This is a genomic window from Streptomyces spinoverrucosus (assembly GCF_006539505.1).
GTDB classification, from domain to species: Bacteria; Actinomycetota; Actinomycetes; order Streptomycetales; family Streptomycetaceae; genus Streptomyces; species Streptomyces spinoverrucosus.
Genome location: NZ_BJND01000022.1, coordinates 1 through 13,023, shown reverse-complemented (window position 1 = coordinate 13,023; position 13,023 = coordinate 1). Strand labels below are relative to the sequence as shown.

The 13,023-nt window shown below is 71.9% G+C and carries 15 protein-coding genes and 1 pseudogene; 9 read left to right on the top strand and 7 right to left on the bottom strand.

All coding sequences use genetic code 11. The annotated features are described in order from the left end of the window. The first annotated feature begins 50 nt into the window (after positions 1 to 50). The gene (locus SSP24_RS16295; RefSeq protein ID WP_141310276.1) at positions 51 to 1,178 is read left to right on the top strand and encodes an 8-amino-7-oxononanoate synthase; all 1,128 of its coding nucleotides are present in this window, start codon (positions 51 to 53) and stop codon (positions 1,176 to 1,178) included. Between the two features lie 45 nt (positions 1,179 to 1,223). Here SSP24_RS16295 and SSP24_RS16290 read toward each other — a convergent pair whose 3' ends face one another. Next, complete coding sequence (locus SSP24_RS16290; RefSeq protein WP_141310275.1) at positions 1,224 to 1,445, bottom strand: DUF397 domain-containing protein; 222 nt, start codon at positions 1,443 to 1,445, stop codon at positions 1,224 to 1,226. Positions 1,446 to 1,454: 9 nt separating this feature from the next. After that, complete coding sequence (locus SSP24_RS16285) at positions 1,455 to 2,315, bottom strand: helix-turn-helix domain-containing protein (RefSeq protein ID WP_141310274.1); 861 nt, start codon at positions 2,313 to 2,315, stop codon at positions 1,455 to 1,457. Between the two features lie 212 nt (positions 2,316 to 2,527). Here SSP24_RS16285 and SSP24_RS16280 point away from each other — a divergent pair, with 212 nt between their 5' ends. Continuing rightward, positions 2,528 to 2,986 (top strand): ATP-binding protein, encoded by a 459-nt coding sequence (locus SSP24_RS16280; protein WP_141310273.1) that lies wholly within the window; start codon positions 2,528 to 2,530, stop codon positions 2,984 to 2,986. Between the two features lie 890 nt (positions 2,987 to 3,876). Here the strand turns inward: SSP24_RS16280 and SSP24_RS16275 are convergent. Next, a pseudogene (locus tag SSP24_RS16275) lies at positions 3,877 to 4,799 on the bottom strand (LysR family transcriptional regulator). Positions 4,800 to 4,904: 105 nt separating this feature from the next. Between SSP24_RS16275 and SSP24_RS16270 the strand changes: the two are divergent. Continuing rightward, positions 4,905 to 5,519 carry a LysE family translocator gene (locus SSP24_RS16270; protein ID WP_141310272.1) on the top strand — a complete coding sequence of 205 codons (615 nt, stop codon included), beginning with the start codon at positions 4,905 to 4,907 and terminating at the stop codon, positions 5,517 to 5,519. Between the two features lie 62 nt (positions 5,520 to 5,581). Here the strand turns inward: SSP24_RS16270 and SSP24_RS16265 are convergent, their stop codons facing one another. The 3 genes from SSP24_RS16265 to SSP24_RS16255 all read right to left on the bottom strand — a co-directional run bounded on the left by SSP24_RS16265 (position 5,582) and on the right by SSP24_RS16255 (position 7,568). After that, on the bottom strand, positions 5,582 to 6,055 hold the full coding sequence (locus SSP24_RS16265; RefSeq protein WP_141310271.1) for a C40 family peptidase: 474 nt from the start codon (positions 6,053 to 6,055) through the stop codon (positions 5,582 to 5,584). Between the two features lie 561 nt (positions 6,056 to 6,616). Further along, positions 6,617 to 6,925, bottom strand: a complete 309-nt coding sequence (locus tag SSP24_RS16260) for a hypothetical protein (protein WP_141310270.1) — start codon at positions 6,923 to 6,925, stop codon at positions 6,617 to 6,619. A 7-nt stretch (positions 6,926 to 6,932) separates the two neighbouring features. After that, positions 6,933 to 7,568 (bottom strand): ATP-dependent Clp protease proteolytic subunit, encoded by a 636-nt coding sequence (locus SSP24_RS16255; RefSeq protein ID WP_141310269.1) that lies wholly within the window; start codon positions 7,566 to 7,568, stop codon positions 6,933 to 6,935. Positions 7,569 to 7,659: 91 nt separating this feature from the next. Between SSP24_RS16255 and SSP24_RS16250 the strand changes: the two genes are divergently transcribed. Continuing rightward, positions 7,660 to 7,947, top strand: a complete 288-nt coding sequence (locus SSP24_RS16250) for a type II toxin-antitoxin system Phd/YefM family antitoxin (RefSeq protein WP_141310268.1) — start codon at positions 7,660 to 7,662, stop codon at positions 7,945 to 7,947. Between the two features lie 92 nt (positions 7,948 to 8,039). On the opposite strand, the gene SSP24_RS16245 is transcribed toward SSP24_RS16250, so the two are convergent. Beyond that, the gene (locus SSP24_RS16245) at positions 8,040 to 9,047 is read right to left on the bottom strand and encodes an ABC transporter permease (protein WP_141310267.1); all 1,008 of its coding nucleotides are present in this window, start codon (positions 9,045 to 9,047) and stop codon (positions 8,040 to 8,042) included. Between the two features lie 113 nt (positions 9,048 to 9,160). Here SSP24_RS16245 and SSP24_RS16240 point away from each other — a divergent pair, with 113 nt between their 5' ends. The 5 genes from SSP24_RS16240 (at position 9,161) to SSP24_RS16220 (ending at position 12,946) form a co-directional block, all read left to right on the top strand. Then, the gene (locus SSP24_RS16240) at positions 9,161 to 9,808 is read left to right on the top strand and encodes a TetR/AcrR family transcriptional regulator (RefSeq protein WP_141310266.1); all 648 of its coding nucleotides are present in this window, start codon (positions 9,161 to 9,163) and stop codon (positions 9,806 to 9,808) included. Between the two features lie 111 nt (positions 9,809 to 9,919). After that, positions 9,920 to 10,222, top strand: coding sequence for an urease subunit gamma (locus SSP24_RS16235; RefSeq protein WP_141310265.1), 303 nt, complete (start codon positions 9,920 to 9,922; stop codon positions 10,220 to 10,222). 10 nt (positions 10,223 to 10,232) lie between these two features. Continuing rightward, the gene (locus tag SSP24_RS16230) at positions 10,233 to 10,544 is read left to right on the top strand and encodes an urease subunit beta (RefSeq protein ID WP_141310264.1); all 312 of its coding nucleotides are present in this window, start codon (positions 10,233 to 10,235) and stop codon (positions 10,542 to 10,544) included. Beyond that, the gene (locus SSP24_RS16225; protein WP_141310263.1) at positions 10,537 to 12,258 is read left to right on the top strand and encodes an urease subunit alpha; all 1,722 of its coding nucleotides are present in this window, start codon (positions 10,537 to 10,539) and stop codon (positions 12,256 to 12,258) included. Before SSP24_RS16230 ends, SSP24_RS16225 begins: the two co-directional genes overlap by 8 nt. 13 nt (positions 12,259 to 12,271) lie before the next feature. Continuing rightward, the gene (locus SSP24_RS16220) at positions 12,272 to 12,946 is read left to right on the top strand and encodes an urease accessory protein UreF (protein WP_141310262.1); all 675 of its coding nucleotides are present in this window, start codon (positions 12,272 to 12,274) and stop codon (positions 12,944 to 12,946) included. The last annotated feature ends 77 nt before the right edge of the window (positions 12,947 to 13,023 follow it).

Genomic DNA, 13,023 nt, shown 5'->3' with positions numbered 1-13,023 from the left:
ACCGCTAGGGTCTGTTCACTGCCTACAAAATCACCGGAGGACGAAAACCCATGGCGTTCGGCTGGATCGACGAGCAGGCAGAGCTGCGCCGCAACGCCGGACTCGTACGGACTCTGCGTCCCCGCCCGGCCGACTCGCCGCTGCTGGACCTGGCGAGCAACGACTACCTGGGGCTGGCCCGGCACCCCGAGGTCACCGAGGGCGCCGCGCGGGCTGCGCGGAGGTGGGGCGGCGGGGCGACCGGCTCCCGGCTCGTCACCGGCACCACCGAACTGCACGCGGAACTCGAACGCGAGCTGGCCGGCTTCTGCGGCTTCGAGGCGGCGCTGGTCTTCTCCTCCGGTTACGCCGCCAACCTCGCCGCGGTCACCGCGCTGGCGCCGCACGGCTCGCTGATCGTCTCCGACGCGGGCAACCACGCCTCGCTGATCGACGGCTGCCGGCTGGCGCGCGGCACCACGCAGGTCGTCGCGCACGCCGACCCCGACGCGGTGCGCAAGGCACTGCAGACGCACGACGGCACCGCCGTCGCCGTGTCCGACACGGTCTTCTCGGTCGACGGCGACGCCGCTCCGCTCGCGGCCCTGGCCCAGGTGTGCCGGGAGCAGGGCGCAGGACTGGTCGTGGACGACGCCCATGGCCTCGGCGTGCTCGGCGACGGCGGCCGGGGCGCCCCGTACGCGGCGGGGCTAGCGGGCGCGGACGACCTGGTCGTCACGGTCACGCTGTCCAAGTCACTGGGCAGCCAGGGCGGCGCCGTGCTCGGCCCGGCGCGGGTGATCGACCATCTGGTCAACGCGGCGCGGACGTTCATCTTCGACACCGGTCTGGCTCCGGCCGCCGCGGGCGCGGCGCTCGCGGCCCTGCGGCTGCTGCGCGGTGAGCCGGAGCGGGCGGCGCGGGCCCGCGCGGTGGCGGGCGAGTTGCACACCCGGCTGACGGCCCTGGGCCTTCAGGCGGTACGACCGGACGCCGCGGTCGTCTCCGTACGCGCGCCGTCCCCGGAGAGCGCCGTGCGCTGGGCGGCCGACTGCCGCGCCGAGGGGCTCGCCGTGGGCTGCTTCCGACCTCCTTCCGTACCCGACGGCATCTCCCGGCTGCGGCTGACGGCCCGCGCGGACCTCTCCGGGGACCAGATCGAACGCGCTGTACGTGTCATCGGCGACACGCGACCATGAGTCGGCGAACCACGGCCGTGCATCGCGCGCTACGGGACTGACTTCTCAGAGGTGGGCCGTGAACCCCGCCCAGCTCTCGGGGGAGAAGAGCAGCGCGGGTCCGGACGGGGCCTTGGAGTCGCGTACGGCGAGCAGTCCGGCCCACGGGCCAAGGGCCGGCCGGGCCGTCTCGACGCAGTTGTTCGCGCCGGTGCTGTAGCTGCTGCGCAGCCAGTGCACAGCGAGCAGTTGAGTGCTGGAAGGTACGTTCCGAGGCAGAGCGGTCATGGTGCCTCCTTACACGCCGTCACCTATCACGGCGATGTAGTCCAACGATTCCTTGGGCGAAAGGGCGTAGAACTGAAGGGCGTTGAAGGCCTCGGTGTAGGCCTCTACGTCTTCTTTCCGTTCGAGGTAGAGGCTACTCGTCAAGTGGTCGAGAACGACAACGTCCAGATCGGAAGTGCTCGAAAATGAGAAGATAACGAAAGGCCCGGTGATGCCGATGTGCGCCCCCGCCGCGAAGGGCAGCACTTGGAGGCGCACTTGGGGCAGCCGGGCCGCGTCCATGAGCCGCTCCAGCTGCCGCGCCATCACCTCGGGGCCGCCGACCTCGCGGCGCAGCACCGCCTCGTCGAGCACCGCGCTCAGCACCAGCGGGGGGTGCGAACGCAGCACGTCCTGCCTGGCCAGACGTACCTCCACCAGGGCGTCCAGGCGGTCCTCGTCCAGGCCCTCCACCGCGGCGCGGGTCACGGCGCGGGCGTACTCGGGGGTCTGGAGCAGGCCCGGGACGACGGAGGTCTCCAGCGTGCGCATGGCGCCGGCCTGCGACTCCAGGCTGATGAAGTCGCGGTAGGTGGGCGGCAGCACCCCCTTGTAGGCGTGCCACCAGTGGTCCCGGCCGTGGGCGCCGCCGGAGCCCGCCAACGCCAGGAGGAGGTCCCGAAGTTGGGCGTCGTCCACCCCGTAGGCATCCAGGAGTAACCGCACATCGGCCGGTTTCACGCCGCTGGCGCCGGTCTCGATCCGGCTCACTTTCGACTGGTGCCAGCCCACCAGACGGGCCGCCTCACCGCTGGTGAGGCCCGCGCGGCCTCGCAGTGTGCGTAATTCGGCGCCCAGTTTCCGGCGGCGGACCGCGGGACCGTGCTGCATGGGCTACTCCTTACTCCTTCCGAGCCGCCCAAATACGCTCTGCCGTCGCAGAGTTCACCGCTTCGAGCGACAGATATATGCATATCTTGGTGGATCGCCGCCGCTACCGGGCTATGAGTGGCAGTCTGGCGACGAAGCACCAGTCCGGGACCGTACTCGAACCATCCGCTCCGTGTCGGACTGCGGTCCCGTGGGAAAGGGACGACGTCGCCATGGCAGACCACCTGGAAGCATCCGTCACTCTGCCGAGCGATCCCGCCTCGGTCGCCGCCGCCCGCACCTACGTGGTCAGCACGCTGGCGGAGTGGGGCCTGCCACCGGAGACGGAGCTGGCCGACACGATCCGGCTCATCGTCTCCGAACTCGCCACCAACGCCGTTCTGCACACGTCCGGCCAGTCACCCACCTTCACCGTCGCCATGGAGCTCGACCGCGACGAGCAGCTCCGCATCGGGGTGACCGACAGTCACCCGCGCCTGCCCAAGCGGCTGCCGGCCGCCGTCCAGCAGGACAACGGCCGCGGCCTGGTCATCATCCGCTGGCTGACCGCCGAGTGCGGCGGCCGCCTGAGAGTCCGCCCGACCCGCGAGGGCGGCAAGACGGTCTCCATCGAACTGCCGTGGACGGTGCGGGCGGGGCCGGTACCGACGGCGGGCAAGCAGGAGCCGTAGCTTTCGGGACGGGCACGCGGCGGTGGGGCGCGCTGCGGGGCGCTCCCTCGCGCTCATGGCCACGGGCGTGTTGCGGGGCGAGGGGGCGGGAGTCACCGGGGCGGGCCGCGTGGCGCGTTGCGCAGCTGGAGTCGTCGGTCTTGGGCGGGGTGGTTTGGTCTGCCGGGTCGGAGGCGGTGCGCGGGAGGACGAGGCGTTAGGCCCGGTCCCGGCCGTTCGGTCTACTGGGTCGGGGGCGGTGCGGCGGAGGCGGAGGCCTCAGGCCCGGGCCACGGGTGTCCGGTATGCCGGGCGGGAGCGGCGCGGAAGAGGTGGTGACCTCAGGCCCGGGCTCCCGGCCGTTCGGTCTGCCGGGCCGGGAGTGGAGCCGCGGAGGCGGAGGCGTTAGGGCCGGGCTCCGGGTGGGTCGGTCTGCCGGTCGGGGGCGGTGCGGCGGAGGCCTCTGGGCCGTGGCCCGGGTGGTTTGGTCTGCGGGGCCGGGGCCGGGGGTGGCGGGGCGGAGGCCTCTGGGCCATGGCCCGGGTGGTTAGGTCTGCGGGGCCGGGGTGGCGTGGCGGGGGCGGAGGCCTCTGGGCCGTGGCCCGGCCCGGGCCGTCTGGTCTGCGGGGCTGGGAGTGGCGCGGCGGGGGCAGAGACGTCAGGCCCGCGCCCCGGGCCGTCTGGTCTGCGGGGCTGGGAGTGGTGCAGCAGGGGCGGAGGCCTCAGGCCGGTGCTCCGGGTGGTTTGGTCTGTCGGGCCGGGGGAGGTGCGGCGGAGGCGGAGAGCTCGGGCCCGTGCTCCGGGTGGTTAGGTCTGTCGGGCCGGGCATGGCGTGGCGGGGGCGAAGACGTCAGGGCCGCGCTCCGGGTGGTTCGGTCTGCCGGGCCGGGAGTGGCGCGGAGGCGGAGGCCTCAGGGCCGCCCAGGCTGCTGAGCTCGGCCGAACGCGCCGCGTAGTAGGGCGCGGAAGGCGTCCGCCGCGGGGGACGTCTCGCCGGTGCGGTGGGCGAGGGAGATTGTGCGGCGTAGCTCGCCCTCCGACAGTGGTCGCATTCCGACCGGCGTGGCCGACGTGCGCGCCACCATCTCCGGTACGACCGCCACCCCGAGCCCCGCACTGACCAGCGCGCACACCAGGGCGTACCCCGGCGTGGCGACCAGTACCGAGGGCGCCGCCCCGGCGCGGGCCAGCGCCGCCTCCACCCCCTGCCGGGCCGGATGGTCCGGCGCCATGCTGATCAGTGGCTGCCCGGCGAGCTCGGCCAGCGGCAGCCGGGAGCCACCGCCGCCGAGGGCGTGCCCCGGCGCCGTCACCAGCACCAGCTCCTCGACGAGCAGCGGCTCCACACCGACCGACGAGGGCAGCGGCACCGGATCGGCCGGCTCGTAGGTGTGCGTCAGCGCCAGATCCACCTCGCCCGCGGCCACCGCCGCGACCCCGGCCGGCGGTTCGTAGTCCGCGACGGTCAGCTCCACGTCCGGATGCGCCCGGCGGAACGCGCTGAGCACCGGCGGCAGCAGATGGATCCCCGCGGTCTGGAAGGTGCCGACCGGAGTGTGCCACCGGCGAGCCCGGTCAGTCGCGCCAGTTCGTGACGCGCCCGTTCCAGCTCGTCGAGCACCGTACGGGCCCGCGCCGCCAGCAACTCGCCCGCAGCCGTCAGCCGTGCCCCCCGGTGGTGCCGTACGAGCAGCGCGGCGCCCGCCTCCCGCTCCAGCTTCGCCAGCTGCTGGGAGAGCGCAGGCGGGGTGTAGCCGAGCCGCTCGGCGGCCCGGGTGATCGACCCGGCCTCGGCGACCGCCACCAGCGCGGCAAGCCGCGTCGGGTCGTACATGTCTCTCCGGGGTGGATCACAGGAGGGAAGATGAAAGCATTGCTTTAGGCTCACCCAGATTACTCGAAATACCTGCTGAAGGCCCTTTTCCGGCAGCCTGACGTCATGGACGCACAGCTCATCGCCTTCACCGGAGTCGCCGCAGGCATGGTCGCCATGCCGGGCGCGGACTTCACCGTCGTCGTGCGCAACGCCCTGATCTCCCGCCGGGCGGGCGTGGCATGCGCGCTGGGGATCACGGGCGGGCTGCTGCTGCACACCGCGCTGGCCGTGGCCGGTATCGCGGCGGTCCTGGCCGCCGTACCCGCGCTGTTCCGGGCGCTGCAATTGGCCGGCGGCGCCTACGTGCTCTATCTCGGGATCCGGACCCTGTGGTCGGTACGACGACCCCGTACCGCCACCGGCGAGGAGCCGACGCCGCGCACGCCGCACCCGCTGCGCCAGGGCTTCGTCACCAACGCCCTGAACCCGAAGGCGCCGGTGACCTTCCTCAGTCTGCTGCCGCAGTTCGTCCCGGCGGGCGCCCCGGCACTGCCCCGCACCCTGCTGCTGGCCCTCATCGTCGTGGCCCTCGCCCTGGTGTGGTTCCCGGCGGTGGCCCTACTGGTGGACCGGCTCGGCCGATGGCTGCGCAGGCCGCGCGCCGCCCGCACCCTGGAGGGCGTCACGGGCGCCGCGCTGACGGTCCTCGGCGCGACCCTGCTGCTGGAAGCGGGCTGAGCCTGCGTCACGGGCGGGGCGGTGGCGGCCCGTCGGGGCGCCGCCACCGCCCCGCCCGAGGGTCACTTGACCCGGCCGTACCAGACGCTCTTCGTCCAGATCTTCTGCAGCCGCACCACGTCCCCGGACTTCGGGGCGTGCCAGATCTTTCCCTTCCCGGCGTAGATGCCGACGTGGTACACGTTCGACCCCGAGTGGAAGAACACGAGGTCGCCGGCCTTGCGGCTCTTGGCCGAGATGTGGCGGGTCTTGTTGTACTGCTGGGCGGCCGTACGAGGCAGCTTCTTGCCCGCCTTCTTGTACGAGTACAGCGTCAGCCCGGAGCAGTCGAACCTGCGCGGTCCGGTGGCGCCCCACCTGTACGGGGAGCCCTTCTTCGAAGCGGCGACCTGGAGCGCCTTCTTCGCCGGCGTGGCGGCCTCGGCCTCCGAGGCGAAGCCCGGAGCCACGATGGTGCCGCCCACCGCGGCGAGGGTGAGGGCGGAGGCCGTACCGGCCCGGGCCATGAGCGACGGGACACGATTGAGCGCGGTCATGCGCAACCCTTCGTCAGCCGCCTGTGAAGGATGACCTGTCGGATTCGGGCTGGCGAAGTTGCCCGGCCGCGTTGTCACGGCTTCACCCCAAGGGCTGCTCGGAACCTGAACAAGCGTTCCGGCGACCCGTCGTGCTCGGGTCCTCCACTCCTGCCGATCCACTCCTGTCGACCGGTCATCCGGGCGGCGGCAGGACTCGGCGTCCGCCCGGACCGCCCCGCCGCGGCGGCGGGGGCTTGTCGTCAGTCACGGATCTTGACTCACGTAAGTCCGAAAATCCCAACGCAACCGGGGATTTGTGGCGTTACTCACCACTCGCCCGTTCGGGTGGACAGCCTGATGTTCGAACGGGTGTCAAGGGCGCCACGCCACCTCGGACCAGCAGCGGAACGTCTCATTCCGCCGAGAGGCAGCCCTCGTTGCGCAACCGCAAGGGCCCCGGAAAAGGACCTGAGGATCCACCGGACGGGGGTAGCCCTTTTGGTCCGTTTCACCTCCGGCCCGGACGTCCCGTCGCGTCGCCTCGCGGTCCGGGTCGACGGCGGCTGAACCGACCGTGCCTCAACTGTCGGAGCGCGGCGGAACGGTGACACGCGCCGTGCGTCGTTCACCGTCCAGCACGCGCAGCGCCCGCGCGAGCGTTCGGGCGTGGAGTTCGGTCTCACCCCGCTGGTGCATCAGCGCGAGCGCGTCGCGCAGTTCGGCTGCCTTGCGCACCAGCGCCTGGGCGGCGCGCAGTCCACGGTACGTGTCCCCGTCGTACGCCGGGTTGATACGCCCCAGCAGGTCCGCCACCTCCAGGTAACGGTCGATCAACTCGCCCTCGGCGCGGGTGAGGGCGGGCAGCGGAGGAAGCTCCGGTGGCAGCATCCGCGGCTCACCTCGCGCCGGGTGCGGGGCGGGTGGCCTTGCGGCTGGGGACGATCCGATCGATCAGGCCGTACTCCAGAGCCTCCTGGGCGGTGAGCACCTTGTCCCGCTCGATGTCCGCGCTGACCTGCGCGTGCGTGCGCCCGGTGTGTCGTACGAGCATCTCCTCAAGCAGGGTGCGTACCCGGGTCAACTCCTCCGCCTGGATGACGAGATCACTGGCCTGGCCCTCGACGGGCTCGGGCAGCGCCGGCTGACGGATCACCACCCGGGCGCCGGGCAGGGCGAATCGCTTGCCCGGGGTGCCGGCGGCGAGCAGTACCGCGGCGGTCGATCCGGCCTGCCCGAGGCAGATCGTCTCCACGTCGCAGCCGACGTACCGGATTGTGTCGTACACCGCGGACATTGCGCTGAACGAGCCGCCGGGGGAGTTGATGTACAGCGAGATGTCCCGGTCCGGGGCCTGGTGCTCCAGGTGCATGAACTGCGCCATCACGTCGTTCGCCGACGTGTCGTCGATCGGCGTGCCCAGAAAGACGATCCGCTCCTCAAGCAGCTTCGAGTACGGATCCATCGTTTTGAGCCCGGAGCTCGTGCGTTCGGTGAACTCGGGCAGCACGTAACGAGCGGTCGGTCGGGTCATGGCGAACCCCTCCTCGCGGCGGAAACCGGCTCCAGGGCGCGGAGCCCTCTGTAAGAAATGTACAGGACGTACGTGACGTTAGAATGGCTGCATGGCCTACGAGATTCCGGTGACGCAAGCCAGGGCTGAGCTCGCCGACCTGATCAACCGGGTGGTGTACGGCGGTGAGCGCGTCGTCGTGACACGGCACGGCAAACCCTTGGTCGCCCTCGTCTCCGCCGCCGATCTCGAACGCCTCGACGCGCTGGAGGAGACTCCGCAGCCCGGCGAGGAACAGGTGGTCAGCTCCCTCTCCACCGTCCGCGAGGCCGCGTCCCCACGTCGTGAGCGGCAGCGGTTCGGCATCGCGGCGGAACATCGCGGGCCCAACCCCTCGTAAGACGCGGGCCCAGCCCCTCGTAGAACAGGCAAGAGCCGTGCGCCCCGTCCCTTACCGCGGGGCGCACGGCCTGTACGTGCTGTATGTGTCGGTCAGCCCGCCAGTGCGGGCCTCCGGTCGGCTGCGGATTCTCCGCTGGTGGCCGTACGGGACTTCAGCGCGCCGCCCAGCAGCACCGCCCCCAGCCCCACCACGACCCACCACGTCAGCGTCATCGCCGGGCCCAGCGCCGCCGCGCCGTCGAAGTACGACACCGAGCGCAGCAGCGTCGTCCCCGCGCCCGGCGGCAGCCACTGGCCGAGCGCCCCGGCCGGCTCGGGCAGCATCTGCGGCGCCGAGCCCGCCCCCGAGAACGGGTTGCCGAGCAGCATCAGCACACCCGCGCCGAGGCCGAGCCCGGCCCTGCCCATGAGCGCGGCGAGACCGGCGACCGCGCTGCTCACGGCCAGCGTGGACAGGCCGAGGGTGGCGGCCTCCGCCCACCAGTCGCCGGTGAGGACCTCCAGCCAGCTGTGCGCGATCGCGGCGGCGGTCACACCCACCAGCGCCGACGCGCCCACCAGCGCGGTCACCGCCCGCACGCCGCGCAACCCGAACAGGGAAACGGCCGCCCCCGCCGCGATCCCGGCCAGCGCCAGCGGCAGCACACTCGCGGTGAGGGCGGCGCCCCGCGGATCGTTCTCGGGGGCGGCCACGACGTCCACCGTGCGCGGCTGGGCACCCTCGGCCGCGAGCGCCTGTTGCAGCAGCTGCGCGACCGTCGGGCTCGCGGCCGACGCGGTCAGCAACGCCGGTCCCTGGTCCGTGACGACGACCGCGCCGTACACCGTCCGGTCCTCGATGGCCTGCCGGGCGGCGGCCTCGTCGGCGTAACGGTGGATCTCGAACGCGCCCTGCTGTCGCGCCAGCCGCTGCTCGACCTGCGCCGTGGCGGCGGCCGGACCCGCGACGCCGAGCGGTAGGTCGCGCGGCGCGGTGCGGGCGGCGGGCCAGGCGAAGGCCCACAGCGCCAGCGCCGCGAGGAGCGGGACGAGGACGACGACCGCGATCAGGTGACGGGGGTCGGGGTGGGTGTGGTGCGTGCCGGGTGGCGTGGACATGGGTCCCCCTCCGTTGGGAGCTAAAAAGAAGGATCGTTCGTTTTAAGCTCCGCACCACCGTGCGCCTGCGCGTGCCCGTTGTCAAGAAAGAATGTTCGTTCTACATTCGAGGCATGGCTCGCGTATCCCAGGAACACCTCGACGCCCGCCGTCGGCAGATCCTCGACGGCGCCGCCGTCTGCTTCGCCCGCAACGGGTTCCATGCCACGTCCATGCAGGACGTGCTGAAGGAGGTGGACCTCTCCGCGGGTGCCGTCTACCGCTACTTCAGCGGCAAGGAGGAGCTGATCGCCGCGATCGTCGGCGAGGTGCTCGGATCGGTCCGCGAGGCCTTCGAGGATGCCGCACGGCAGAGCCCGCCCCCGCCGCCGGACGAACTCGTCGTCCCGGTCCTCGGCCGGACACTCGCCGCCCGGGAGAACCTGACCGTCGACGGGCGGCCCGCCTTTCCGCGGCTCGTCATCCAGGTCTGGACGGAGACGCTGCGCAACGAGGAACTGGCGGCCCTCCTGCGCGAGGGGTACGCCTCGGTGCGCGCGATCTGGTCGCGGATCGTCGAGGCCTACCAGGACGCCGGGATGATGCGCCCGGACGTCGCCCCGGACCACGTGGCCCGCACGATGATCGCCGCCGTGATGGGCTTCCTCGTACAGCATTCCCTCTTCGGGCCCATCCCGGTCGAGGTGCTCCGCGACGGTCTGCGGGCGCTGATGAGCATGAGCGACGAGCGCACCGCGAGTCATGGATCACAGCTTGGTTAACTTGCTTGAAACTCGTGACAACTAGCCTGCCCCTCCACGCCACCAGGGACTTTGCCGGTGGCCGCGGCAACCGGGCCCCGCACGGCCCGGAGCGAGGATGTGAGGTGGGACGTGCAACTGACCCCGCACGAGCAGGAGAGGCTGCTGATCCACGTGGCGGCCGACGTGGCCGAGAAGCGACGCGCCCGCGGGCTGAAACTGAACCACCCCGAGGCCGTCGCCCTCATCACGTCGCACATCCTCGAAGGCGCCCGGGACGGCCGCAGCGTCGCCGAACTCATGGCATCGGGACGCAAGCTGCTCACCCGGGACGACGTCATGGAGGGCATCCCCGAGATGATCCACGACGTCCAGGTCGAGGCGACCTTCCCGGACGGCACCAAGCTCGTCACCGTCCACGACCCGATCGTCTGAGGGGGCCTCGATGATCCCCGGAGAGATCCTGTTCGCCGACGGCCCGATTGCCTACAACCAGGGCCGCGAGGTCACCCGCCTCACCGTGCTCAACGCCGCCGACCGGCCCGTCCAGGTCGGCTCCCACTACCACTTCGCCGAGGCCAACCCCGGCCTGGAGTTCGACCGCGCGGCCGCGCGCGGCAAGCGGCTCAACGTCGCCGCCGGTACGGCCGTACGCTTCGAGCCCGGTATCCCCGTCGACGTCGAACTCGTCCCGATCGCCGGCGCCCGCGTGGTGCCCGGACTGCGCGGGGAGACCGGAGGTGCCCTCGATGCCTGAGATATCGCGTGCCGCGTACGCCGACCTGTTCGGCCCGACGACCGGTGACCGCATCCGGCTCGCCGACACCGATCTGCTGATCGAGATCGAGGAGGACCGCAGCGGCGGGCCGGGACTCGCCGGGGACGAGGCGGTGTTCGGCGGCGGCAAGGTCATCCGCGAGTCCATGGGACAGGCACGTGCCACGCGCGCGGAGGGCACGCCCGACACCGTCATCACCGGTGCCGTGATCGTCGACCACTGGGGCATCGTCAAGGCCGACGTCGGTATCCGCGACGGCCGGATCACCGGGATCGGCAAGGCGGGCAACCCGGACACCATGGACGGGGTGCATCCCGACCTGGTCATCGGCCCGGAGACCGAGGTCATCGCGGGCAACGGGTGGATCCTGACGGCCGGGGCCATCGACGCGCACGTCCACTTCATCTGCCCGCAGATCGCCGACGAGGCGCTGGCCGCGGGCATCACGACCCTCGTCGGCGGCGGCACCGGACCGGCCGAGGGCTCCAAGGCGACCACCGTCACACCCGGCCCCTGGCATCTGGCCCGGATGCTGGAGGCGATGGAGCAGTACCCGCTCAACATCGGCTTCCTCGGCAAGGGCAACACCGTCTCCCACGAGGCGATGCTGTCCCAGATCCGCGGTGGCGCCCTCGGTCTGAAGCTGCACGAGGACTGGGGTTCCACCCCGGCCGTCATCGACGCCTCGCTGACCGTCGCCGAGCAGACCGGCATCCAGGTCGCCATCCACACCGACACGCTGAACGAGGCCGGTTTCGTCGGCGACACGCTGGCCGCGATCGGCGGGCGGGGGATTCACGCGTACCACACGGAGGGCGCGGGCGGCGGGCACGCGCCCGACATCATGACCGTGGTCTCCGAGCCGCACGTACTGCCCAGCTCCACGAACCCGACGCGGCCGTTCACCGTCAACACCGCCGAGGAACACCTCGACATGCTGATGGTGTGCCACCACCTCAACCCCGCGGTGCCGGAGGATCTGGCCTTCGCCGAGTCGCGGATCCGGCCGTCCACCATCGGGGCCGAGGACATCCTGCACGACTTGGGCGCGATCTCGATCATCTCGTCGGACGCGCAGGCCATGGGCCGGGTCGGCGAGGTCGTCATGCGGACCTGGCAGACCGCGCATGTGATGAAACGGCGACGCGGCACGCTGCCCGGCGACGGGCGGGCGGACAATCGCCGAGTACGTCGCTATGTCGCCAAGTACACAATCAACCCGGCGCTCGCGCAGGGCCTCGCGCGCGAGGTCGGTTCCGTGGAGACCGGGAAACTCGCCGACCTGGTGCTCTGGGAGCCCGCGTTCTTCGGCGTCAAGCCGCAGCTCGTGCTCAAGGGCGGGCAGATCGCGTACGCGCAGATGGGCGACGCCAACGCCTCCATTCCGACGCCGCAGCCGATCCTGCCCCGGCCGATGTACGGGGCGATCGGGCGGGCGCCGGGCTCGAACTCGTTCAATTTCGTGGCGCCGCTCGCCATAGAGGACGGGCTGCCGGAGCGGCTCGGGCTCGGGAAGCGGTTCGTCGCCATCGAGTCGACGCGTGGGGTGACCAAGGCGGACATGCGGGAGAACGACGCCCGGCCCGACGTACGGATTGACCCCGACAGCTTCGCCGTGCACATCGACGGGGAGCTCGTCGAGGCGACTCCGGCCGCCGAACTGCCCATGGCTCAGCGGTACTTCCTCTTCTGAGGCGCGGTCTGTGATGTCACGAGCAGCACTTCTCGTCCTGGCCGACGGCCGCTTCCCCGCAGGAGGGCACGCGCACTCCGGTGGGGCCGAGGCCGCGGTGAAGGCGGGGCGGGTCACGGGCGCGGCGAGCCTGGAGGACTTCTGCCGGGGGCGGTTGCACACGGCGGGGCTGGTGTCGGCCGCCCTCGCCGCGGCGGCGGCGCTCGGCGTCGATCCGGGGGAGCTGGACGCGGCGGCGGATGCGCGGACGCCGTCTCCGGCGCTGCGGCTCGCTGCGCGCAAGCTGGGGCGGCAGCTGCTGCGGGCCGCTCGGGCCACCTGGCCGTCGGATGAGCTGGACGCCGTGGCGCGGGAGTTTCCGAAGGGGGCGCATCAGCCGGTGGTGCTGGGGGTCGCGGCGCGGGCCGCGGGGTTGGGGGCTGTTGATGCCGCTTACTGTGCGGCGTACGAGAGTGTGAGTGGGGCGGCGAGTGCGACGGTGCGGTTGCTGAGTCTGGATCCGTTTGATGCGACGGGGGTGCTGGCGCGGTTGGCGCCGGAGATGGATCGTGTCGCGGATCGGGCGGTGGAGGTGGCGCGGGGGGTCGTGGATGCGGGGGTTGATGTGCTGCCTGCGGCTTCGGCGCCGTTGTTGGAGATTGGGGCGGAGGTGCATGCGGGGTGGGGGGTGCGGTTGTTCGCTTCGTGAGTTTTTTCGCCCCCGCCGCCCCTACCCGTCCCGTCCTCCAGGGGCTCTGCCCCTTCGACCCCGCCAGGGGGCTGCCG

Coding starts and splice junctions, on each gene's coding strand:
- SSP24_RS16250 (WP_141310268.1), top strand. CDS start 7,660: ATGGCCTACGAGATTCCGGTGACGCAAGCCAGGGCTGAGCTCGCCGAC.
- SSP24_RS16225 (WP_141310263.1), top strand. CDS start 10,537: ATGCCTGAGATATCGCGTGCCGCGTACGCCGACCTGTTCGGCCCGACG.
- SSP24_RS16260 (WP_141310270.1), bottom strand. CDS start 6,925: ATGCTGCCACCGGAGCTTCCTCCGCTGCCCGCCCTCACCCGCGCCGAG.
- SSP24_RS16290 (WP_141310275.1), bottom strand. CDS start 1,445: ATGACCGCTCTGCCTCGGAACGTACCTTCCAGCACTCAACTGCTCGCT.
- SSP24_RS16270 (WP_141310272.1), top strand. CDS start 4,905: ATGGACGCACAGCTCATCGCCTTCACCGGAGTCGCCGCAGGCATGGTC.
- SSP24_RS16240 (WP_141310266.1), top strand. CDS start 9,161: ATGGCTCGCGTATCCCAGGAACACCTCGACGCCCGCCGTCGGCAGATC.
- SSP24_RS16255 (WP_141310269.1), bottom strand. CDS start 7,568: ATGACCCGACCGACCGCTCGTTACGTGCTGCCCGAGTTCACCGAACGC.
- SSP24_RS16245 (WP_141310267.1), bottom strand. CDS start 9,047: ATGTCCACGCCACCCGGCACGCACCACACCCACCCCGACCCCCGTCAC.
- SSP24_RS16230 (WP_141310264.1), top strand. CDS start 10,233: ATGATCCCCGGAGAGATCCTGTTCGCCGACGGCCCGATTGCCTACAAC.
- SSP24_RS16280 (WP_141310273.1), top strand. CDS start 2,528: ATGGCAGACCACCTGGAAGCATCCGTCACTCTGCCGAGCGATCCCGCC.
- SSP24_RS16265 (WP_141310271.1), bottom strand. CDS start 6,055: ATGACCGCGCTCAATCGTGTCCCGTCGCTCATGGCCCGGGCCGGTACG.
- SSP24_RS16295 (WP_141310276.1), top strand. CDS start 51: ATGGCGTTCGGCTGGATCGACGAGCAGGCAGAGCTGCGCCGCAACGCC.
- SSP24_RS16220 (WP_141310262.1), top strand. CDS start 12,272: ATGTCACGAGCAGCACTTCTCGTCCTGGCCGACGGCCGCTTCCCCGCA.
- SSP24_RS16285 (WP_141310274.1), bottom strand. CDS start 2,315: ATGCAGCACGGTCCCGCGGTCCGCCGCCGGAAACTGGGCGCCGAATTA.